Origin of the sequence: Cruoricaptor ignavus (assembly GCF_900141665.1) — a bacterium.
Taxonomy (GTDB): Bacteria; Bacteroidota; Bacteroidia; order Flavobacteriales; family Weeksellaceae; genus Cruoricaptor; species Cruoricaptor ignavus.
In genome coordinates this window covers 133,121-153,182 of sequence record NZ_FQYI01000001.1, presented here as the reverse complement: position 1 = coordinate 153,182, position 20,062 = coordinate 133,121, and the positions used below count along the sequence as shown (strand labels likewise).

23 protein-coding genes are annotated in these 20,062 nt (G+C 44.6%); 2 read left to right on the top strand and 21 right to left on the bottom strand.

From position 1 onward, the window contains the following. The first annotated feature begins 7 nt into the window (after positions 1 to 7). Positions 8 to 1,129, top strand: coding sequence for a 3,4-dihydroxy-2-butanone-4-phosphate synthase (ribB, locus tag BUB43_RS00735; RefSeq protein WP_073177397.1), 1,122 nt, complete (start codon positions 8 to 10; stop codon positions 1,127 to 1,129). Here the strand turns inward: ribB and fmt are convergent. The 5 genes from fmt to folK form a co-directional block, all read right to left on the bottom strand. Further along, the gene (gene fmt, locus BUB43_RS00730) at positions 1,126 to 2,076 is read right to left on the bottom strand and encodes a methionyl-tRNA formyltransferase (RefSeq protein WP_073177395.1); all 951 of its coding nucleotides are present in this window, start codon (positions 2,074 to 2,076) and stop codon (positions 1,126 to 1,128) included. The genes ribB and fmt overlap by 4 nt on opposite strands. A 14-nt stretch (positions 2,077 to 2,090) precedes the next feature. Beyond that, entirely contained in the window at positions 2,091 to 3,971 is a 1,881-nt protein-coding gene (locus tag BUB43_RS00725; protein ID WP_073177963.1) for a RecQ family ATP-dependent DNA helicase, read from the bottom strand. Positions 3,972 to 4,043: 72 nt separating this feature from the next. Next, positions 4,044 to 5,504: an OmpA family protein gene (locus tag BUB43_RS00720; protein WP_073177394.1), complete on the bottom strand. Its 1,461-nt coding sequence runs from the start codon at positions 5,502 to 5,504 to the stop codon at positions 4,044 to 4,046. 17 nt (positions 5,505 to 5,521) lie between these two features. After that, positions 5,522 to 7,057 (bottom strand): OmpA family protein, encoded by a 1,536-nt coding sequence (locus tag BUB43_RS00715; RefSeq protein ID WP_073177392.1) that lies wholly within the window; start codon positions 7,055 to 7,057, stop codon positions 5,522 to 5,524. Beyond that, positions 7,054 to 7,479: a 2-amino-4-hydroxy-6-hydroxymethyldihydropteridine diphosphokinase gene (gene folK, locus BUB43_RS00710; protein ID WP_073177390.1), complete on the bottom strand. Its 426-nt coding sequence runs from the start codon at positions 7,477 to 7,479 to the stop codon at positions 7,054 to 7,056. The genes BUB43_RS00715 and folK overlap by 4 nt, the downstream gene beginning before the upstream one ends. Positions 7,480 to 7,489: 10 nt before the next feature. Between folK and sppA the strand changes: the two genes are divergently transcribed. Continuing rightward, positions 7,490 to 9,238, top strand: coding sequence for a signal peptide peptidase SppA (gene sppA / locus BUB43_RS00705; RefSeq protein WP_073177388.1), 1,749 nt, complete (start codon positions 7,490 to 7,492; stop codon positions 9,236 to 9,238). A 48-nt stretch (positions 9,239 to 9,286) separates the two neighbouring features. On the opposite strand, the gene BUB43_RS00700 is transcribed toward sppA, so the two are convergent. The 16 genes from BUB43_RS00700 to BUB43_RS00630 all read right to left on the bottom strand — a co-directional run bounded on the left by BUB43_RS00700 (position 9,287) and on the right by BUB43_RS00630 (position 20,012). Further along, positions 9,287 to 9,559 carry a GlsB/YeaQ/YmgE family stress response membrane protein gene (locus tag BUB43_RS00700; protein WP_073177386.1) on the bottom strand — a complete coding sequence of 91 codons (273 nt, stop codon included), beginning with the start codon at positions 9,557 to 9,559 and terminating at the stop codon, positions 9,287 to 9,289. Between the two features lie 81 nt (positions 9,560 to 9,640). Beyond that, positions 9,641 to 10,612: a signal recognition particle-docking protein FtsY gene (gene ftsY / locus BUB43_RS00695; RefSeq protein WP_073177384.1), complete on the bottom strand. Its 972-nt coding sequence runs from the start codon at positions 10,610 to 10,612 to the stop codon at positions 9,641 to 9,643. Positions 10,613 to 10,693: 81 nt separating this feature from the next. Next, entirely contained in the window at positions 10,694 to 10,846 is a 153-nt protein-coding gene (locus BUB43_RS00690) for a DUF4295 domain-containing protein (RefSeq protein WP_073177382.1), read from the bottom strand. Between the two features lie 19 nt (positions 10,847 to 10,865). Beyond that, positions 10,866 to 11,048, bottom strand: coding sequence for a 50S ribosomal protein L33 (gene rpmG / locus BUB43_RS00685; protein WP_073177380.1), 183 nt, complete (start codon positions 11,046 to 11,048; stop codon positions 10,866 to 10,868). Beyond that, positions 11,048 to 11,293: a 50S ribosomal protein L28 gene (gene rpmB, locus BUB43_RS00680; protein ID WP_073177378.1), complete on the bottom strand. Its 246-nt coding sequence runs from the start codon at positions 11,291 to 11,293 to the stop codon at positions 11,048 to 11,050. Before rpmB ends, rpmG begins: the two co-directional genes overlap by 1 nt. Before the next feature lie 98 nt (positions 11,294 to 11,391). After that, positions 11,392 to 11,772 (bottom strand): DUF1634 domain-containing protein, encoded by a 381-nt coding sequence (locus tag BUB43_RS00675; protein WP_143154004.1) that lies wholly within the window; start codon positions 11,770 to 11,772, stop codon positions 11,392 to 11,394. Then, positions 11,772 to 12,602 (bottom strand): sulfite exporter TauE/SafE family protein, encoded by an 831-nt coding sequence (locus BUB43_RS00670; RefSeq protein ID WP_073177376.1) that lies wholly within the window; start codon positions 12,600 to 12,602, stop codon positions 11,772 to 11,774. The genes BUB43_RS00675 and BUB43_RS00670 overlap by 1 nt, the downstream gene beginning before the upstream one ends. A gap of 2 nt (positions 12,603 to 12,604) precedes the next feature. Continuing rightward, positions 12,605 to 12,886, bottom strand: coding sequence for a Txe/YoeB family addiction module toxin (locus tag BUB43_RS00665; protein WP_073177374.1), 282 nt, complete (start codon positions 12,884 to 12,886; stop codon positions 12,605 to 12,607). After that, on the bottom strand, positions 12,868 to 13,086 hold the full coding sequence (locus tag BUB43_RS00660) for a DUF2683 family protein (protein WP_073177372.1): 219 nt from the start codon (positions 13,084 to 13,086) through the stop codon (positions 12,868 to 12,870). Before BUB43_RS00660 ends, BUB43_RS00665 begins: the two co-directional genes overlap by 19 nt. 18 nt (positions 13,087 to 13,104) lie before the next feature. Next, the gene (gene lnt, locus BUB43_RS00655) at positions 13,105 to 14,742 is read right to left on the bottom strand and encodes an apolipoprotein N-acyltransferase (protein WP_073177959.1); all 1,638 of its coding nucleotides are present in this window, start codon (positions 14,740 to 14,742) and stop codon (positions 13,105 to 13,107) included. Between the two features lie 89 nt (positions 14,743 to 14,831). Continuing rightward, positions 14,832 to 15,401 carry a YceI family protein gene (locus BUB43_RS00650; protein ID WP_073177370.1) on the bottom strand — a complete coding sequence of 190 codons (570 nt, stop codon included), beginning with the start codon at positions 15,399 to 15,401 and terminating at the stop codon, positions 14,832 to 14,834. An 80-nt stretch (positions 15,402 to 15,481) separates the two neighbouring features. After that, positions 15,482 to 17,200: an alpha-keto acid decarboxylase family protein gene (locus BUB43_RS00645; RefSeq protein ID WP_073177367.1), complete on the bottom strand. Its 1,719-nt coding sequence runs from the start codon at positions 17,198 to 17,200 to the stop codon at positions 15,482 to 15,484. A 91-nt stretch (positions 17,201 to 17,291) separates the two neighbouring features. Further along, a complete protein-coding gene (murB, locus tag BUB43_RS00640) occupies positions 17,292 to 18,320 on the bottom strand; it encodes a UDP-N-acetylmuramate dehydrogenase (RefSeq protein ID WP_073177363.1) in 1,029 nt (342 codons plus the stop codon). Beyond that, positions 18,317 to 18,619, bottom strand: a complete 303-nt coding sequence (locus tag BUB43_RS00635) for a virulence protein (protein WP_073177360.1) — start codon at positions 18,617 to 18,619, stop codon at positions 18,317 to 18,319. The genes murB and BUB43_RS00635 overlap by 4 nt, the downstream gene beginning before the upstream one ends. Positions 18,620 to 18,621: 2 nt before the next feature. Next, a complete protein-coding gene (locus tag BUB43_RS11325) occupies positions 18,622 to 18,795 on the bottom strand; it encodes a hypothetical protein (protein ID WP_185113753.1) in 174 nt (57 codons plus the stop codon). A gap of 11 nt (positions 18,796 to 18,806) precedes the next feature. Beyond that, on the bottom strand, positions 18,807 to 20,012 hold the full coding sequence (locus BUB43_RS00630; RefSeq protein ID WP_073177357.1) for a pyridoxal phosphate-dependent aminotransferase: 1,206 nt from the start codon (positions 20,010 to 20,012) through the stop codon (positions 18,807 to 18,809). Positions 20,013 to 20,062 lie beyond the last annotated feature (50 nt).

Here is a 20,062-nt window from a genome sequence, read left to right as displayed (position 1 = left end):
AAAAACAATGCACGATTTTACGCTGAATTCCATTCCGGAAGCCATCGAAGATTTGCGGAACGGGAAAATCATCATTGTGGTAGATGATGAAAACCGCGAAAACGAAGGCGATTTCCTTTCCGCCGCAGAACTCACAACGCCGGAAATCATCAATTTTATGACGATTCACGGCCGTGGCTTGATCTGCACTCCGCTTACCGAAAAGCGCTGCGAAGAATTAGGCCTCGATATAATGGTGTCCAGAAGCAGCGATCCGAAGGAAACTGCGTTTACGGTTTCCGTCGATTTGCTTGGCAACGGCGTTTCCACGGGAATTTCAGCGAGCGACCGTTCCAAAACGATTTTGGCATTAATGGACGAAAATTCCAAGCCGTCCGATTTTATGCGACCAGGCCACATTTTTCCGCTTCGTGCAAGAAACGGCGGCGTTCTGAAAAGGGCAGGGCACACAGAGGCTGCGATTGATTTGACAGTTTTGGCAGGATTGAAACCAGGAGGCGTGATTTGCGAAATTATGAATGAAGACGGCACAATGGCACGACTTCCACAATTAATCGAATTGGCGAAAAAGCACGACCTGAAAATTGTTTCCATTGAAGATTTAATTCATTACCAACTGAAAAAAGGCGACCTGATTGAGAAGATTGAACAGCGCAAAGTTCGTACGAAATTCGGCGAATTTGATTTCCACGCTTTCCGTGAAACCAGCACAGATCAGATTCACTTTGCCTTCACGAAAGGCCACTGGAACGATGATGAAGCGGTTTTGGTAAGGGTGCAGTCTTCCAATTCATATTTCGATGTTCTGAGCAGAATGGTGAAAGGCGAGAAGCCTTTGCTAGGCAAAACGGTGGAAATGATTGAAGCGGAAGGGAAGGGTGCGCTGATTTTCATCAACAATGTTTCGACGGCGGAAAACACGATGCGCAAGCTTCAGCAATTCCTTGATTTTCAGGAAGGTAAGGAGTTGGATTCTAATTTAACCACTAATTTTAGAGATTATGGAATTGGTAATCAAATCCTGAAAAATTTAGGAATTCGTAAATTTAAAGTGCTTACCCAGCATCCTGAAATAAAACCGCAAACCGCAGGCTACGATGTGGAAGCTGTGGGAATGGTGAAGCTTTAATTTGCGCTTTTTATTTCCGAAAAATCTTGGATGCCGTTCAGGAAACTTTTAGCGTCCATCCGTTTTTTGCCTTCCGGCTGTATTTCAGTAGGGAAATAAATTCCGTCCGCTGTGAAAAATTTAAGAGAATCCTTCGAAATTTCAATTTCGCCCGGCGTTTTTTGGTGGTCAGTAATTTCAAATTTTCCTGCAAATATCTTCAGGCTTTTTTTAGAATTTCCAATCAGAATTTCCGTGAAAGCCGCAGGATACGGAGACATACCACGGATGAAATTGTGAACCTCCGCAGAATTTTTCCGCCAGTCAATCCTCGTATCGTCCTTGAAAATTTTGAATGCGTTTTTCGGCTGTTCCACGAAAGGCTGCGGCTTTTCCTGAATGTCGTTTTCCGATAAACCGTCCAAGGTTTCCACAATTAAATCGGCGCCTATTTCCATCAGTCTGTCGTGAAGTTCGCCGGCTGTTTCATCCGGGAAAATTTCCGTTTTGCGCTGAAGCAGGATGTGGCCTTCGTCAATTTTTTCATTGATGAAAAATGTGGTAACGCCGGTTTTTTCTTCGCCATTGATGATGGCAAAATTGATGGGCGCTGCGCCGCGATAATCCGGCAAAAGCGATGCGTGCAGGTTGAAGGTTCCAAGCGGTGGTATGGTGTAGAGCATTTTGGGCATCATCCGGAAGGCTACCACCACGAAAACATCGGCACCCCGATTATTCATTTCCTGCAGGAAGTTTTCATCGCGCAATTTTTCCGGTTGGAAAAGCGGCAAATTATTTTGTTCTGCAAAAATTTTCACGGCGGAAGCATTAAGTTTTAAACCTCTGCCGCTCAATTTATCGGGCACTGTGACAACGCCCACGATTTCGTGTGGCGATTCGTAGATGCGCTGCAAACAGGTTTTTGCGAATTCTGGCGTTCCGAAAAAGACAATTTTTAAACTTTTCATCTTGCAAAGATAGCCTATGTCAGTGCATATGTACGGTGATCTACCATAAAGATCTGTTCGCTGTTCAGCAGCAGGATGAGGTTTTCCAGGATGTCCTGCCTTTGGTGCCTGCTTAACGCTGCGAAAATTTCCTCTGCAGAAGCAGGTTTCTGCTTTAAAAATCTCAGTAAATCATCCTTTACTGAGCTGGAAAATATTTTGTAAGAATTCCTTAAGCAGACTGAGCATCTTCCGCATTTTTTTTGTGATTTACCGCCGAAATATTTCAGTATCATCTGCATTTTGCAAAAATGATTTTCAAGTATAAAATATTTCATTTCCTCCCATTTCTGCAGTTTATTGCGCTGCGTTTCCTTGTAAATTTTCCAGTACTTGCCTTCAAAAAAACGATCTTCCCTCGGGCTGAGAAACTTGATGGTTGCATTGTTTCCGTCCGTGTATTTTAGGAGATTTTTTAGCTCCAATTCTCTTAGCCTGGACTTGAGAATTTTTTTTTCCGTGTTAAGTTTTTGAACTAGAAAATCTTCGTTAAAATATGCATCCCCGGATTGGATTCCCGGGAGGCTCCGCAGCAGTTGCTCCGCAAACCAGGCATCCTTTGGCGCCAGCAGGTGTAATTGTTGAGGGTCAAATGACAGTTGGATGCAGGATTTCGATGAACTTTCATCAAAAAAAATAACTTCCTGACGGTGAAGAAAGGCAAGAATGTTTTTAATAATCGCTCTCTTTTCACCAGTTTGTGTTTGAATTTTATTATAATTGAACTCGAAGGTGGCATCGGGCAGTTCGTGTTCAGCGATTTGGTAAGTGGAATAGAGACTTTTTAAAATCTTCGCAAATTGACCGCGCTGAGCAATCTGCCCTGCGAAAATCTCATCTCTCTGCTTCAAATCTTCTTCGTTCCAAAAAAGGATGGTATCCGCATCCTGTTTCCCGCGGCCAGCTCGGCCAATTTCCTGGTAATAATTTTCAATGGAATGCGGAGGAGTGTGGTGGATTACGAAACCTACATTTTCTTTATCAATGCCCATCCCAAAGGCGTTTGTTGCCACTATTACGGCTGTCTCGGAGTTTTGCCACTCAGTTTGCCGTTCGGTTCTTTCTCGATAGGGGAGGCCTGCGTGATAAAAGTTTATTTCGGGAATTTTGTTGGTTTTTAGAAAATTAAATAAATTTTCAGCTTCGCCCCTGGTGCGAACATATATGATTCCGGATTTGGATGTGTATTTTAAGAAATTAAGAATTTCCTGATACTTATCCGCACTTTTTTTATGATAAATATTTAGGTTTTTCCTTTCAGGGTTTTGGTTAAATATTATTGGGCTTCTCAGCCCCAATTGAGAGACTATATCGTGAGAAACTTTTTTCGTGGCAGTAGCCGTCAGTGCAATTATTGGCACATTTGCATATACCTCCCGAAAATTTTTGATCCGAAGATAAGCCGGCCGAAAATCTTGCCCCCATTCGGAGATGCAATGAGCTTCATCCACTGCAAGAAAGGATATGGGAATTTCTGCCGCATTAGCTAAAAACTTCTTATCTCCGAGCCGTTCCGGGGAGATGTATAGCAATTTTGTCTGTCTGTTTTTGCAGCTGCTGTAAATCAAGTCCTGCTTCAAGCTATCCGTTTCCGCTGAGAGTAATTGCGCTTCTATACCCAAGCTTTGAAGCTGGATCACCTGATCTTTCATAAGAGCGAGCAGGGGAGATATTACGATGCAGCAGCCACTCAGCATTAAAGCAGGAACTTGGTAGCAGAGAGATTTTCCGCCGCCCGTCGGTAAAATGGCCAGGGTGTCCTTGCCGGAGATTACAGCGTCTATAATTTTATCCTGCGGCTCCCTGAAATGTTCATACCCCCAGAAAGTTTTTAATATATGAGATTTGGCAGACAAGCTTAATAGTTTTTTGTAAAAATAAAAAATGCTGCACATTTATGCAGCATTTTAATTAATAGCAAACTCAAATTATCTAGTTTCGAAGTAAACCCTTCTGTTAGCCCGGTTTTTCCATTCCGGACATTTAGTTGCAGGATTACATTCTGGATACTTAAGATCTTTCTCGCCACGCCCGATTGCCTTAAGTTTAGAACCACTTACCCCGTTTTGGATAAGGTAATTTTTAACATTGTTCGCGCGTCTTTCAGAAAGTTTTTGATTATAAGCATCAGATCCTCTTGTATCCGTGCCGCCTACTACATTATAGTTGCTTCCAGAAGAATTGATATAGTTAACAGCATTATTCAGGATAGGCTGATTGGATGGGAGAATTCTGTCTGAATCAAAATCAAACTCGATACCTTCCAAAGATCTTGTTTGATCTCCTACTACACCCATAGTTACTCCTGTAGGGCATCCTTGATTTTCAGCAGGACCGGGAACAGTTACACACTTATCATAAAGGTCAATTACACCGTCAAGATCTGTATCTAAAGCTACACCAGCTCCATCAACCCTCGCGCCTGCAGGAGTGTCAAGCTCACGATCCCAATCATCACATACACCATCGTTATCGGCATCCCCTTTCTTACATACCTCAACATCCTGAGTTTGGTTAGCAAGGACATCAAGCTTGTAATAAACCTCTTGTAATGGATCATGCCACATTACATGAGACTCGTGCTTTCCAAGTTTAAAGCTTACACCGAGAGTTACATTAAAGAAGTTATCGGATGTGTTATCTTCGCGCATATTTACTGCACTATATTGCTCACCGCCGCCATCGAATTCATCATCACCAGTGATTACATACATTGCGCGAAGCTCTAGATCAGCAGCCTTGCCCAGTTTATACTTTAAACCAGCACCAGCCTGACCGAACAAGGATGTACCTTTAAATGGCTTAACTTCCCAAGTCTTTCTTTGTCCGTTCTGATCTTCCAGATATGCTCTATAAGCTAATGTACCAGCACCGGCATACCCGTGAAGTGCAAACCTGTAAGGAGATTTATTATCAACTCTTCTTAATAGGTTGGAGAAATTTACATCCCCAAGAAGTGAAATAGCATCGTATTGGGTTCTTGCACCAAACGGCTCAGCCGGTGAAGCATCCCTATTTTTAGTATTAAAGAAACCTTGGCGGGTCTCACCTCTGTCATATTGAAGGTTAATGCCAACAGCATGCGTCAAAGCTTTATCAACACTGAAGTAAGCGGAGTACCCAACAAGATTTTTACCGTTCCCATTCTTAAGTGAAGTAAGATCCGCACTTTGTACCAGCGGAACACCTCCACCGATGGAGATAGCCCAATCATTAAATCTCTTGGTCTCTCTTTGCGGAGCTATTTGGGTAGATCCGGAAGTGTATGTATTCGGATACTCTCCATTATTGGGGTAGTAGTTTCTGTTCACCGAGAGGGTGTCAGTTGTTTGAGCAAGCACTACCGCCGGAATCCCAGCGAGAAATAAAGTTGCTAAATTTTTTTTCATCCTAATATAGTTTTAATTTATTTTCTTTCAAAAAACACTCTTCGGTTAGCTTCATTCTTCCACTCCGGACATTTTGTTGCAGGTACACATTCCGGATATTTCAGGTCAGACATTCCGCGTCCTTCGGCTTGAAGAATATCTCTGGGAACACCTTTCTGAACCAGATATTGTACAACTGCATTTGCTCTTCTTTGAGAAAGATTGAGGTTATATGCAGCCTTTCCTCTGCTGTCAGTAGCCCCGATTACTTTATAACCAGATACTTCACCACCGCTAAGTAAGAGGCTGGCAGCCTGGTCCAGCTTCGCATAAGAGGAAGGTCTAATGATATCGCTGTTTAATTCAAATTCTATACCATCAAGACTTCTATTAATTTCGTGCATTATATCCGCCGTGGTAGTAGGGCAGCCGTTGTTTTCCAAAGGTCCCGGGACAGTTGGGCACTTGTCATAGAGATCGATTACTCCATCCAGATCCATATCCAGTGCTACACCTGCACCATCCACTCTTGCGCCGGCAGGCGTGTCAAGCTGCCTGTCCCAATCATCGCAAACGCCGTCATTATCACCGTCCCCTTTTTTACAAACCTCCAATGGCTGCTGCTCTACCGCGATAAGAGCGAGTCTTTGATCAATTTCCTTCAGTGGAGCTGCCCATTTAAGGTGCTGGTCGTGCTTACCAAGTTTGAACGAAAGGCCAAGCGAGACAGTGAAGAAATTATCGGAATTATTTTTTTTGATAAAGTTATAAGGGTAGTTCACCTCCCTCGGAGCTGAATACCTGTTATCCTTTGGTGCAGAAGAAGATTCCCATCCACCACCATCAAATTCATCATCCCCGGTGATGTAGTACATTCCACGCAATTCAAGGTCGATAAGTTTGTTTACATTATAGTTTAGCCCCAAGCCGAATTGCGAGAAAAAGGAAGCCTGATCCATTTTTTGATCAATCTCCAGCGGATTGTTCCATCGGGTAGAGTTGTCGGTAAGGAGCGTCTCATAATGCTGTATACCGATTCCTGCGTATCCGTGAAGCGCCCAGCGATAATTATTTCGGCTGTCCACACGGCGCATAAGGGAGCTGAAATTTATGTCTCCCAATAAACTTACCTGGTCAAACTTCGTTGAAGCAGTACCTACGCCCCAGTCTTCATATTTTGGTGTGCGGCCATTGTGTTTTTGAACGGCTGCGGCCCAGGAATTCCAGTCTGCCTGGCCCTTTTGGTTGGTCTCCCCGTGCTGATATTGAAGAGCGAGCCCGAAGGTGTGGCTCAGATGTTTTTCCAAATTTACAAAAGCAGAGTATCCCCACTCAATTTTGTCGTCATAAAAAGAATGTAGGTCGGCAGAGTGCATAAAGGCACCGCCGCCGCCTATTGTGACAGTCCAGTCGCGGAAGAGCTTGCTATCCCTGCGGAATTTTTCCACATAAGGCACTTCGGACGAAAATGTATTCGGGTACCCGTCGTAGATGCGGCGGTCATTAGTCTCCGTAGCACTTTGCGCATAGGCAGCAGCCACCGGGAGAGTAAGAAGAAGGAAAGTAATTCTCATTCTATTAAGTGTTTATCTTCTAACAATTTTCTTGAAAACTCACGCTCATAAAGATGTTTCTGGTGCGGCAGTTTCAGCCTTTTGCTTTCAAATTTAATATTACCAAACTGCACGATATCAATGTCGATTATGCGATCTTGGTAATGGCCTGCTGCTGCACTGTCCATCATTCTTCCCATCTTTATTTCTATCCGTTTTGCAGCCTGTAAAAGCTGCCACGGAGAGAGTCTGGTGAGAATTTTCAGTGCAATATTACAAAAAATATTGTTACTGCAATATTCTACGGGTTCTGAGTATAAAAATTCACTTTTATTTAATATTGCACCTGCCGATTTTTCAAGTTCTAAAATTGCATCTTCAATATTTTTTTTGGTATTTCCTAAGTTACTTCCCAAGATTAATATAACTTTGTACCCAGACATACTTTTTATTATGAAAGATTTTTTTAAAAATGTTCTTGCAAATATAACGGCTATTATTATAGTGTTTATATTGCCAATTCTGCTGTTGCTCATCTTTGCTATAGCAGGCATATTCAGGGGGAGTTCGCCTTCGTTCGGGAAGAATTCCGTGCTAGTGATAGATGATAAGATGGTGCTAAACGACAGCCCGACCGACTATAATGAAACATTTTCCAGCCTGAATGTGGAAGACCAGCCCGTGTTGCTTTACGATATGCTGGAAGCGATCCGCCGCGCTAAGACGGATGACAGAATCAGCGGCATCAGCATTGAGGCGGACAACCTGAGCGCAGGCACTACCCAGATTGACGATGTACGGGCGGCGCTAGAAGACTTCAAAAAATCCGGAAAGTTCGTCTATGCCTACGGAAATAATGTCCAGCAGTCTGCCTACTACCTCGGGACTGCCGCGCAGCAGTATTTCCTGCACCCTGCCGGCAGCATTGAGCTCCGGGGAATGAGTACGGAAGTTCCCTACCTGAAGCAGATGCTCGATAAATTCGGCATCGGGATGGAAGTAATACGGCACGGCGATTACAAAGCTGCGGTGGAGCCATTCCTCCGAGACGATATGTCTGCAGAGAATCGCGAGCAGCTTTCCACATTGCTTAATGATGTCTGGAATAATTTAGCAGGAAAAATGGCGGCATCCCGAAAGCTAAGTGTGGCTGAATTTCAGAAATCGACGGACAGCCTGGACGGCTACATTCCTGAAACCGCGCTGAGCAAAAAATTGGTGGATAAGCTTATACAAAAATCTGAGTATGAAGATTTTATCAAAACAAGAATCGGTTTAAAAACCAAAGACAAACTTGGTAAGATTTCCTTCGCGGAGTATGCAGAAAGCACGAAGGCAGATGGAGGCGGGGATGCGGTGGCAATTTTGTATGCCTCCGGAGATATTGTGAATGGATACCAGTATCAGGGCATCAGCGCGAGGAAATATGTGAAGGAAATTCAGAAACTTGCCGAGAATGATAAAGTGAAGGCAGTGGTGTTCCGCGTAAATTCTCCAGGAGGGTCTGCCAACGCTTCCGATGAAATTTTGTTTGAACTAAAAAAACTCAAAGCGAAAAAACCATTAATTGTTTCTTTCGGTGATTATGCGGCCTCTGGCGGGTACTATATCTCCATGGCTGCCGACAAAATTTACACACAGCCCAATACGATCACTGGGTCTATCGGTGTTTTTGGAGTGATCCCCAATGTAAAACAGGTTGCCAACAGAAACGGCATCCACGCAGAGAGTGTGAAAACCAATGCCAATGCGGACGGATTTTCGATCATTAATGGCCTCTCGCCTGGCACACGCTCCGTGATTGAGAAAAGTGTGGAGCAAACCTACAGGCGATTTGCAGGATTTGTGATGCAGAACAGGAAAAAAAGTTTTGAACAGGTAGATGCCCTGGGCGGAGGCAGGGTATGGAGCGGGATAAGAGCTAAAGAACTTGGCCTTGCCGATGAAACCGGGAGCCTTATGGATGCGGTAAATTTCGCAGCTGCTAAAGCTAACTTGAAAAAATACAAAGTGGAAAGCTATCCTAAACAGCTAAATTTCTTCGAACAATTAATGGATACGGAAGAAAGTGATAATGGCTTTGCAACGAAGCTGATAGAAAATAAAATAGGTAAAGAAAATTATAAAATTTTAAAGCAGATGAGCGAGGCAGATAATAAATCCACGATATTTATGCAATGCCCAATCAGGCTTAAATTCTAAAAAAAAAAACCGGCTTCTTTCGAGGCCGGTTTTTTATTTTTTTTAAACTTATCTCCTTCTAGTAGCTGCACCTACAGCCCATAGTACAATAAGCGCTCCAACGATAGACAGAACTATCGAACCAATATTGTATTTGGAATAGTCGTTGGCACCACCGCCTCCAAATAACAAATCACCAATCCAGCCGCCAACCATAGATCCTACGATACCAAGAATAATGGTCATTGGCCAGCCCATAGCCTGGTTGCCCGGCATTATCATTTTAGCAAGAGCACCAATAATTGCTCCGAAAATGATCCACGAAAGAATTCCTCCAATCATAATAATAATTTTTTAATGTTATTTTAATGATAGCTAAAATTGTTCCGAAATGATAAAAATCAGAATATTTTTTAATTAATGCTATGCATTGTTTAGGTTTTTTCTCACCGAGAAGAAAGAGTCCACAAATTCCTCACCGTTGAAAAGCTGCAAATCCGTCATCTTTTCGCCCACCCCAATATACTTCACCGGAATCTGAAACTGATCCGAAATGCCTATCACCACGCCGCCTTTCGCCGTGCCGTCCAGTTTCGTAACAGCCAGTGCATTCACTTCGGTTGCCGCCGTAAATTGCTTCGCCTGTTCGAAGGCATTTTGCCCGGTAGAACCATCAAGAACCAGCAGAATTTCGTGCGGTGCATCCGGAATTACCTTCTGCATCACGCGCTTTATCTTGCTCAGCTCGTTCATCAGGTTTACTTTATTGTGAAGCCTTCCCGCAGTATCGATTATCGCTACATCAGCATCTTGCGCCACCGCACTCTGCACCGTGTCAAAGGCTACGGACGCAGGGTCTGAGCCCATATTCTGCTTCACAATAGGGACGCCCACTCTTTCAGACCAAATCGTGAGCTGATCCACCGCTGCAGCGCGGAAAGTATCGGCCGCACCAAGGACCACCTTTTTACCCTGAGAATTGAATTGGTAAGCCAGTTTGCCGATCGTCGTGGTTTTCCCCACACCGTTCACGCCCACCACCATTATCACATAAGGCTTCTTGTTTTCGTCGATATTCCCTGAACCAGAATGTGGGTTTTCCAGCAGCAGAGCCGAAATTTCCTCCCGCAGGATTCTGTCCAGCTCATCTGTGTTCACATATTTATCACGCGCCACGCGGTCTTCTATCCGCCTGATGATTTTTATTGTGGTTTCTGCACCCACATCCGATGCTATCAGGATTTCCTCCAGGTCGTCCAGCACTTCGTCATCCACCTTGCTTTTCCCGACTACTGCCTTAGTCATTTTCTCGAAAAAACCTTGGCTGCTTTTTTCTAAGCCTTTGTCCAGGCTTTCCTTTTCTTCCTGCTTAAAAATTTTCTTAAACCAACTCATTGGCAATTGCTTGAAATACAAATATAAACAAAAAACTACCCAAAAATTGGATAGTTTCAAAACTCTGCTGCGAAACCGCAATTATTTCTTCAGGAACGCGTCCACATCGTCTGCGTTCATCACTTGTTCTTCAAAAACATAGGCTCCGGTTTTTGGTGATTTCACCATCTTCACCACCTTAGTCATTTTCTTAGATTGGCCGCTTTGCAGCGTTGCTACTACTTTCTTTGCCATTGTTGAAAATCTTTAGAGATTACTTAATTTCCTTGTGCACGGTATATTTCTTCAAAACCGGGTTGAATTTCTTCAGCTCCAGTCTTTCCGTGGTGTTCTTCTTATTTTTCGTGGTGATGTATCTGCTCATTCCAGGCATACCGCTTTCCTTATGCTCTGTGCATTCCAAAATCACCTGTACTCTGTTGCCTTTCTTAGCCATTACTTAGTTTTTTTGATGTATCCGTTTCTTCTTCCGCGCTCTACAGCTTCCTCGATACCAATTTTATTGATAACTCTCAATCCGTGTGCAGATACTTTCAGCGTGATGTTTTCATCTGTTTCCGGAAGGTAAAATTTCTTTTCCAATAGGTTGATTTCAAAACGGCGCTTCGTTTTGTTGTTCGCGTGAGATACATTGTGCCCCACCATCGCACGCTTTCCTGTTATTTGGCAAATTCTTGACATATCCCGATGTACTTTTCCGTTGTAAATATTTGAGACGGCAAAATTACATACAATTTTTAGAATGGCAAAATTTTATCAGAAATTTCCCGAAAAAATCCTTAGCCGTATCCCGTGAAAAAGCTGAAAGCGATGATGCACAGCACGATTAGAGAGATGGCCACATATAGGAAATCCCGCTCTTTGTAGTACCCGATTAATGAGAAAACCACCCGAAGAACCGGCGTGGAAATCAATATTAGAATGGACAGTAAAATAATGCCTTGCCCCTCAAAATTCAGCAGGGATTGCCAGAAATCTCGCCAGATATTTTCTGAACTTTGGCTGATTTCGTCGTAATTCTTCGGCATTTCAAAGCCTTCCAAGAATAATTTTACAATGCCAAAAACCGCCAGCACCACCGAAGAAACCACGCCTGTTCTCAGCAGGTTGCCCACGGTTTCGCGCAGCTTCTGGTCGGTATTTTCCGTTTTGATTTCCATTATTTAAAGCCGCCAAAAATCGCGTTGTACATCATATATAAAGACATTGAGCCTACCAGGACGGCGAAGATTATCTTCAGGGTTTTCGTTTTGCTCCGCATTAAAGTTTTCGAGCCGATGAAGCTTCCCACCACCACGCCTATTAAAACAGGCGCCGCAATTTCCGCCAAAATTTCGCCGCGCTGAAAATAAATCAGCGCGCTTGCAACAGCCGTTAAGCCAATCATAAAATTGCTCGTAGTGGTGGAAACCTTGAAGGGCAACCGCATCAGGTTATCCATAGCAATCACTTTCAGCGAACCGGAACCTATGCCTAAAAGTCCCGACATTGCCCCCGCAAAAATCATCATCAAAAAACCGGGCACCGTGTTTCGCGCGCTGTACTCCCTCATCACACCATTGTCCGGAACTGTGCCGTAGAGTTTCAGCTTTTGCTCGATGCTTCCTGGAATCAATGCTTCCTGGTGATCCGGCTTTCCGAACAAATTTGAAATCACCGTGAAGAGCATCACCAGCGAAAATACGATGGCGATGGCATTGGCATTCAGCATCCCGGCAACTATCGCACCGATGATGGCGCCCAGCGTAGTTGCAATTTCCAGGAACATCCCGATTCTCATATTGCTGAAGCCTTCCTTCACATAGGAAATCGCTGAGCCTGAGGAAGTTCCGATGACGGAAATCAGCGAAGCGCCCACAGCATAGTGCATCGGCACGCCAAAGCCCAGCGTAAGCAGCGGGATGATCACAACGCCGCCGCCCAGCCCGGTAAGCGAGCCCAGGAGCCCTGCCGCTGCAGCCCCGAAAAGCAGGATGAGAATATCAAGCATAATTATCTTTCTTCATAATGACCAAGTGCAGAAACTACGAAAACGGTTACGATTTCTTCTTCCACCTTGTAAACGAGCCTATCCTTTTTATTAATTCTTCTTGACCAATATCCGGAATAATTGTGCTTGAGCTTTTCGGGTTTTCCTGTGCCTTCGTAGGGATGAAATGCTAATTCCACAATCATCTTTTCGATTTTCAACAAGCTGCTTTTATCACCAGATTTGCTTATTTTTCTGATGTCTTTCTGTGCTTCGGGCAGGATGATTACAGAATATTTTTCCATACATCATTTATATCTACTTTTATTCCCCTGCCATTCTTTATGTCATCCTCAGCTCTTTTCATTTTTTCAATGAATTCTTTGGAGTAGCCGTTCTTTTTCACAATTTCCACCCCATCCTGCTGAGCGTAAACTTCCAGAACATCCCTAAAAGCTTTGCCGTGCTTTGTGCGCCTGTCAATCTTTATCGTAATCGTTTCCATTTTTTCTGTAAAGTTAATTTAAATTTTCCGCTGCCGCTTGGCCTGCCATTTTTTAATTAAAGTGTAAAAAATCAGAAAGCCGAAAGCGAAAATACAAATCCTTGAAATAAGGTCGCCGCCTCTTGTGTAGGGCGTGGTGCCGCCGTAAAGTTTCACCTTTGCGAAAAGCGCCGTTCTGTCCCCATAAAGCGTATCGGCCTCGATTTCGCCCAAAGCATTGATGTGCGCCGAAATTCCGGAATTTGCCGACCTCGCAATTTCGCGTCGCGTTTCTATCGCCCGAAGTCTGGCGTAAGACAGCAGCTGCCGGTGCCCTTCCGAAACGCCCCACCAGCTATCGTTCGTCATTATCCCGATGAAATTCGCGCCCTTTTGAATATATTCCGTCACAAATTCGCCGTAAATGCTTTCGTAGCAGATGACCGGCGCCATTTTTCCCTGGTTGTAAGGGTTGGCGAAAACCGCCCTTTCCTCATCAATTCCCAGCGAAGCCACAGTGCCGCCGAAATCCAGCATCGCATTGCCAATCAATGGTTTAAGGATGTTCATATACGGGAAAATTTCCACGCCGGGAACCAATTTCGCTTTGTGATAAACCACCGGACTTTCTCCGTTCGCCAACTGAACTGCTGAATTATAGCTTACCACGAAATTGCCAGAATCCAGTTCGTAAGCCTGAGAAGGCAACACTTCGCCAACTTTGAAAAAACGATGTGTGGACATCCCGCTTGCAAATACGGAATTCGGATTGTTTTCCAGGAATTTTTGAATTTCTTGCAAAAGTAAACTTTGCGAAAATCCTGTCTCAGAAATCGAACCTCTGCCAGGAACTGCGGTTTCCGGTGCCAGGAAATAATCCACTTTTACATTGCCGTCAACCTTCGCCAAATCCAGCAATTCGTGCAAAATCTGAAGGCTGTCCTTCTGGTATTTTTCCTCATAAGGATCGAGTTCCGGCTGAAGCATCAGCACAGAAACTTCGCCTATCGGTTTCTCGTTAAAATTGTTGTATTTGTAAATGGAAACGATTGTTGGCAGCAGAATTCCGAGTGCTAAAATCGATAAATTTTTGATTAACGCCTTTCGCTTTCTGCCCGCCTGCCAAATCCGCAAAGTGTAGAAAACCCACACATTTACGAGCAAAATCCAAAAACTTCCGCCGGTTGCCCCCACCGTATCGTACCATTGGATGAACTTCGGATATTCCGAAAACACATTGCCCAAATTTAGCCAAGGCCAGGTGAGTTCCCAAGAGAGATGCAGCTTTTCGAAAGCCATCCAGATTGCCACGAGGAAAGCCAGTCCCCAATAAGTGCCCTGGGTTTTTTTATACCAGTGGTAGCATAGGAAAACCAGCGCGTAAAACAGCGAATTGAGAATTACGGGCAGCGCAACAGCCGGTATGGAATGGCTTCCGTCCGGATTTCTTGAGCCGTATAGCCAGCCTGTTGTCACAAGATTCCAGATGAAAAATGTAAGGTATGCCAAAATGAAGATTCGCCAGCCTTTCCGCTTTATTTTTGAAAATTTCGCAATGTCGTGCTCTGCCATCATCAGCGGAACGAGCGCCACGAAAATAAAAAACGGAATGCCGTAGGTTGGCCACGAAATCGACAGCAATGCCGCGGAAATCAGCGAGATTATGATATGTTTCACCGATGGGGAATTTAACACCAAAATTAAGGATTTGTTTTGCAAAAAAAAGCGGACTATTAAGTCCGCAGCGTTAATTTTATAATTGGAAATTACTTCTCGATGATTTCAAAATCCCCTTTGATGCGCACATTGTCGCTAAGCATCGCTTCTGGGAATTTTCCGCCAATTCCAAAATCGGAGCGCTTCAGCGTGCCCAGCACCTGCAGGCCGTGCACTGTTTTACCGCTCATATTTTTGCTGCTACCGCGGTATACCAGCACCAGCGTCACAGGCTTTGTAACCCCGTGCATCAGCAGGTTGCCCTTCATCTCGTAGTAATTTTTCTTTGTCGGTTTTATCGAGGTAGAGCTGAAGGCAATTTTCGGGTAAGTGGCAGCATCGAAGAAATCAGCATTTCTAAGGTGTTCATCGCGTTTTTCCACTTGTGTGTTAATGCTCGCTGTTTCTGCGTTGAAATTGATTTTCGCATTTTGCAGGGCGTTAATGTCGCCATCGATCATAACATTCGACTTATCGAAGTTGCCTGAAATGTCATTGATGCCCATGTGGATGATGCTGAAGCCGATTCTGGAGTGTGCCGCGTCGCTTTCGTAATGTTTCTGAGCGAACGCGTTCAGGCTGAACATCAGCACTGTGAGGATCGAGAGGATTTTTTTCATAATGATAAAATTTTGGGTTAAAGGTAACAAAAATAGATTAAAAAATGTCAAATTAGGTCTTTGCCAGAAGATCTTTGTTTCTAAATCTCCTTCGGCTCGCGTGCATTGGCTTCAGCGGCAGCGCTTCCCCAGGTGATGAGTTCCTTCGTGTAATCATCGTGCTCTATCTGGCATTCGATGAGCACCGGGCCGCCTTTATGAGATTTCGCCTGGGCGATGGCATCGGCTAGCTCTCCAGCAGTGGCTGCGGTGAGGCCAAGGCCATTACCATCGTTGCCGTTAAATGCCTTCATTAATGCGGCATAATCCCAGTTTTGGTAATAATTATAAGGCCCTTCGTGAATTGCCGATTCAATGACATAGCCATAGTTGTTCACTAGCACCATAATGATTTCCTGTTTCAATTCAATCATCTTGGAGATTTCCTGAGCGGTCAGCTGGAAGGAGCCATCGCCGATGAGAAGCACGGTGCGGCGGCCGGGCTCGGCGCCCAGCGCGTAACCGAGGCTCGCTGGCAAAGACCAGCCGATGGAGCCATATTGCATCTCCATTTCGAAACCGGCACCGTTTGGCAATTTCATGTACATTCCATTAAACCAGGAATCGCCTGTTTCCACAATCAGCGTGGTATTGGCATCGATGAGGTTGTGCTCAATTTGATTTACCATTTCAGCTCGGCTAAGCCGTTCATCTGCAGCCTGTGAATCATAATCAACCATTTTACCTTGCTGGCTTTCTCGATTGAACTGCTCGAGCGAAGTTTTGTTACTGTTCACATAATTAGCCAAGCCTTCCAATACTTTTGCTATCGGGACATTGGTAAAATCATCTTCCGGCAGCTGCACATCCCAAGCGCGCACATCGATCATTTTCTCCCTCTCTGGCAGTGCCATAGTCCACCCAACAGTTGAATAATCGGTGAAGACTGCGCCAGCTGCTAAAATCATATCCGACCATTCCATAATCGCATCACAACCTGGGCTGCTGACTTTGCCTAGATATACCCCGATGAATTGGGGGTGATCTTCAGGGAAAAAGCTTTTGGCATTTGGTAGCACAGCTACAGCGCAACCTAGCGCTTCGGCTAAATGGCGAAATGCGTCCACAGCTCCGAAAGATCGTAGATGAGGGCCTGCAAGCAAAACCGGTTTTTCGGCTTTGTTGAGTTGTTCCGCTATTGATTTTACTGCAGCATTAAGCGCTTCCTCATTCACTGCCATCGCTGTATTGCCGCCAACAGGGGCATCCAAGAGCAGCGGTTGCGGTACTGAACATTCAGCCGTGGAGAGATTAGCAGGGATTTCAATATATGCTGGCTTCCTTTCCCGGATTGCGGTGCGGATGGCATTGTCAATTTGTCTCGGCGCGTTTTCCGCGTGCAAAATTCTCTCCGCCACACAAGTCACCCGCTTTATCATCTCAAATTGATAGCTGAAATCGTGAGTGGCGATGCTGTGATGAACAAATCGGTTTGAAAAAATGTCGTTGCTGTTGGGCGCGGAGCAGACAAAAATCACCGGCAGCCGCTCTGCATAGGCACTCACGATACCATTCAATGCTGAAAATGCCCCAACATTAAAGGTGGTAATCATTGCGCCGGCGCCATTGGCACGGGCATAGCCTTCGGCGGCGTAGGCGGAATTCAGTTCGTTGCAGTTGCCCACATATTGCATATTTTTATTGCTGATAAGCTCGTCCAGCAAGGTTAAATTATAATCTCCTGGAACTGTAAAATAATATTTCAGTCCGATCTCTTCCAGCCTGGAAGCCAGATATTTTCCGATGGTAGTCTTAGCCATAAATAAGTTTTGTGTTTAATGCTATGCCTGAAATTAGGCGTTGTAAATTTAGATTTATCTGATGTAATGACCAGCTTAAACTATTTTAAATTTAATAAATATTCACCTCCCTTTCTAATCTGACGCCAAACTGCTTTTCAACATCTTCAATAATTTGGCGAGAAAATTCAAAAATTTCTTTTCCAGTTGCTGCCCCGGTTTTGTTAACAATTACCAGTGCCTGCTTTTCGTGCGTGGCCACATTGCCGATTTGCCTGCCTTTCCAGCCTGCCTTTTCAATTAAAAACGCTGCAGGAACTTTTATATTTTCTCCATCTCCATAGGCCGGAATTTCCGGATGCTGATGTTTGAGGATTTCGAAATTTTCCTGCGAAATTATTGGGTTTTTGAAAAAACTACCAGCATTGCCGATTTCGGAAGGGTCTGGCAATTTGCTTTCACGAATCGTAATCACGATTTCTGCGATATCCTGAATGGTGGGGTGCTCAATTTTCCGCCTTTCAAGTTCGCTGTGCAGCGCTGCATAACCGGCGTGAATTTCGTGGTTTTTGGTTTTGAGTTTAAAAGTAACTTCCAGGATGATGTATTTGCCCTTGCCCTCGTTTTTGAAAAAAGAATCGCGGTAACCGAATTGGCAACGCGCTTTGTCAAACTTCTCAATCTCCAAAGTTTCCAGGTTCAGGGCTTTGCAGGAATGGAAGACATCCTTGATTTCCACGCCGTAAGCTCCGATGTTCTGCATCGGCGAAGTGCCCACATTCCCAGGAATCAGCGCAAGATTTTCCAGCCCGCCGATATTCTTCCCAACGCAGTGCATCACGAAATTGTGCCAATTCTCGCTTGATTTTGCCGTCACCAAAACTTCCTCATCATTTATCATTTCTTCCGAAATTCCCAATAGGTGGAGCTTCAGCACCAGGCCTTCAAAATCCTTGGTGAAAAGGATGTTGCTTCCGCCGCCAAGAATCATCATCGGCAGGCTTCCGCCGGCATTTCTCTGTTTAAATTCCTGCAAAACCTCCAGCAGTTCGCCTTCGGAAGACGCTTCCGCAAAGTACTTCGCCGAAACATCCACACCAAAGGTATTGTGCGCCTTCAATGAAAAATTTTCCTGAATCATTCTCTGTCAGTGTTTGTGGCTTTTCGTTTTGCTCTCGCAGTAAAATTACTCCAATCCTCCACCCGAAAAGCTCTGATATCCCTTACCGAATTTACAAACCATTCCTTCTCATTTAACGCATCAATTGCATCAACAAGATTGGACATATCGTTGTTGTTGCTCAAGTACAAACTTCCCTGAACACCGAAAAATCCGTATTTATCCAGGATGGAACTAATTTCATAATAGGCATTATTGTATGGATCATTGTAGTATTTTTTCAATTCTGCAACAACCATATCAAAACTAATTGCGAACATTATTATAATGCTTTGAAGTATTTTTCCGCTCCAAAAAAAATCCGTCCCAAGTTGTCCTTTATCGCAATCTCCACACCGATAAAAGGATTGTTGCGAATGCGGATGATGATGCCTTCAATCCATTCATCTAGACCGGTGATTTGAGGCGAAGCCTGGGCTTTTTCTCCGATTTTCATTTTTGTTTAAATTAAATATTAAACTCCTCCCTGTATTTCAGAAGGGCATCCTCCAAAATTTCTGCCGAGCGTTTCAGATCCTGCTCATTAAGGACATACGCCATGCGCACCTGCTTTTTCCCTAGCTCAGGGTTGCTGTAGAAGCCGCCCATAGGTGCCATCATCACCGTTTCGCCGTTGTTGGAGTAATGCTCCAGCATCCATTGGCAGAATTTGTCGGAGTCATCCACCGGCAGCTCTACGCCGCAGTAGAATGCGCCCTGCGGTTTCGGGCAGATCACTCCTGGGATCGCATTCAGCAAATCTACCAGTAGGTTTCGGCGCTTCGTGTATTCCTGCCGCACATTATTAATGTATTCAAAATCATCGCTGTGTGCCGCAGCTGCCGCGATCTGGCCGATGAGAACCGGGGAAAGCCTCGCCTGTGCGAATCTCATAGCCGCATCGTGCAGTTCCTTGGATCTTGTCACAAAGGTGCCGATCCTCACCCCGCACATTGAGTATCTCTTTGATTCTGAATCTATTACGATGCAGTGATCTTTCAATTCTGGGAAAGACAGCATGGAAACCTGCTCCTTACCGTCATAGACATACTCACGATATACCTCATCCGAGATGATGACGATGTTGTGCTTTATAGCGATGCGCGCGAGCTGCTCCAGCTCTTCGCGGGAGTAGAGATAGCCGGTAGGGTTGCCCGGGTTGCAGATTAGGATGGCGCGTGTGTTGGAGGTAATTTTCTTCTCAAAATCAGAAATCGGCGGCAGGGAGAAACCAGTTTCAATGCTGCTTGGAACGGAAATTACCCTTGCATTGAAGGCCTGTGCGAAGCCGTTGTAGTTGGCATAGTAAGGCTCGGGGATGATGATCTCATCCTCAGGATCGCAAACCAGCGAAATGGCGAAATTCAGCGCTTCCGAGCCGCCGTTGGTCACAATGAAATTATCAGTCGTAAGGTCGGCAAAGCCCAGCCTGTGGTAATAGTTCATCAGAGCGGTGCGGTATTCTATATTGCCTTCGGAAAGTGCGTAATCCAGCACTTTCATATCGATATTTTTTATAGCTTCAATCGCCGCGGGAATCGTGTCGATATCCGGCTGGCCGATGTTCAGGTGATAAACTTTAGTTCCGCGCTGCTTGGCGAGCAGGGCATAGGGCACTAATTTTCTTACTGGGGAGGCGGGCATTTCCTGCGCGCGTCGGGATATTTTTGGCATGGCAGTAGTGTTTTACCGTTAAAAAATTTAGGGCTAATTTACAAAAAAGT

Excerpts from the sequence above, each read along its gene's own strand:
- ribB (WP_073177397.1), top strand. The coding sequence starts at position 8 with ATGCACGATTTTACGCTGAATTCCATTCCGGAAGCCATCGAAGATTTG.
- fmt (WP_073177395.1), bottom strand. The coding sequence starts at position 2,076 with ATGAAAAGTTTAAAAATTGTCTTTTTCGGAACGCCAGAATTCGCAAAA.
- BUB43_RS00720 (WP_073177394.1), bottom strand. The coding sequence starts at position 5,504 with ATGAAAAAAAATTTAGCAACTTTATTTCTCGCTGGGATTCCGGCGGTA.
- BUB43_RS00715 (WP_073177392.1), bottom strand. The coding sequence starts at position 7,057 with ATGAGAATTACTTTCCTTCTTCTTACTCTCCCGGTGGCTGCTGCCTAT.
- folK (WP_073177390.1), bottom strand. The coding sequence starts at position 7,479 with ATGTCTGGGTACAAAGTTATATTAATCTTGGGAAGTAACTTAGGAAAT.
- sppA (WP_073177388.1), top strand. The coding sequence starts at position 7,490 with ATGAAAGATTTTTTTAAAAATGTTCTTGCAAATATAACGGCTATTATT.
- BUB43_RS00700 (WP_073177386.1), bottom strand. The coding sequence starts at position 9,559 with ATGATTGGAGGAATTCTTTCGTGGATCATTTTCGGAGCAATTATTGGT.
- ftsY (WP_073177384.1), bottom strand. The coding sequence starts at position 10,612 with ATGAGTTGGTTTAAGAAAATTTTTAAGCAGGAAGAAAAGGAAAGCCTG.
- BUB43_RS00690 (WP_073177382.1), bottom strand. The coding sequence starts at position 10,846 with ATGGCAAAGAAAGTAGTAGCAACGCTGCAAAGCGGCCAATCTAAGAAA.
- rpmG (WP_073177380.1), bottom strand. The coding sequence starts at position 11,048 with ATGGCTAAGAAAGGCAACAGAGTACAGGTGATTTTGGAATGCACAGAG.
- rpmB (WP_073177378.1), bottom strand. The coding sequence starts at position 11,293 with ATGTCAAGAATTTGCCAAATAACAGGAAAGCGTGCGATGGTGGGGCAC.
- BUB43_RS00675 (WP_143154004.1), bottom strand. The coding sequence starts at position 11,772 with ATGGAAATCAAAACGGAAAATACCGACCAGAAGCTGCGCGAAACCGTG.
- BUB43_RS00670 (WP_073177376.1), bottom strand. The coding sequence starts at position 12,602 with ATGCTTGATATTCTCATCCTGCTTTTCGGGGCTGCAGCGGCAGGGCTC.
- BUB43_RS00665 (WP_073177374.1), bottom strand. The coding sequence starts at position 12,886 with ATGGAAAAATATTCTGTAATCATCCTGCCCGAAGCACAGAAAGACATC.
- BUB43_RS00660 (WP_073177372.1), bottom strand. The coding sequence starts at position 13,086 with ATGGAAACGATTACGATAAAGATTGACAGGCGCACAAAGCACGGCAAA.
- BUB43_RS00650 (WP_073177370.1), bottom strand. The coding sequence starts at position 15,401 with ATGAAAAAAATCCTCTCGATCCTCACAGTGCTGATGTTCAGCCTGAAC.
- BUB43_RS00645 (WP_073177367.1), bottom strand. The coding sequence starts at position 17,200 with ATGGCTAAGACTACCATCGGAAAATATCTGGCTTCCAGGCTGGAAGAG.
- murB (WP_073177363.1), bottom strand. The coding sequence starts at position 18,320 with ATGATTCAGGAAAATTTTTCATTGAAGGCGCACAATACCTTTGGTGTG.
- BUB43_RS00635 (WP_073177360.1), bottom strand. The coding sequence starts at position 18,619 with ATGTTCGCAATTAGTTTTGATATGGTTGTTGCAGAATTGAAAAAATAC.
- BUB43_RS11325 (WP_185113753.1), bottom strand. The coding sequence starts at position 18,795 with ATGAAAATCGGAGAAAAAGCCCAGGCTTCGCCTCAAATCACCGGTCTA.
- BUB43_RS00630 (WP_073177357.1), bottom strand. The coding sequence starts at position 20,012 with ATGCCAAAAATATCCCGACGCGCGCAGGAAATGCCCGCCTCCCCAGTA.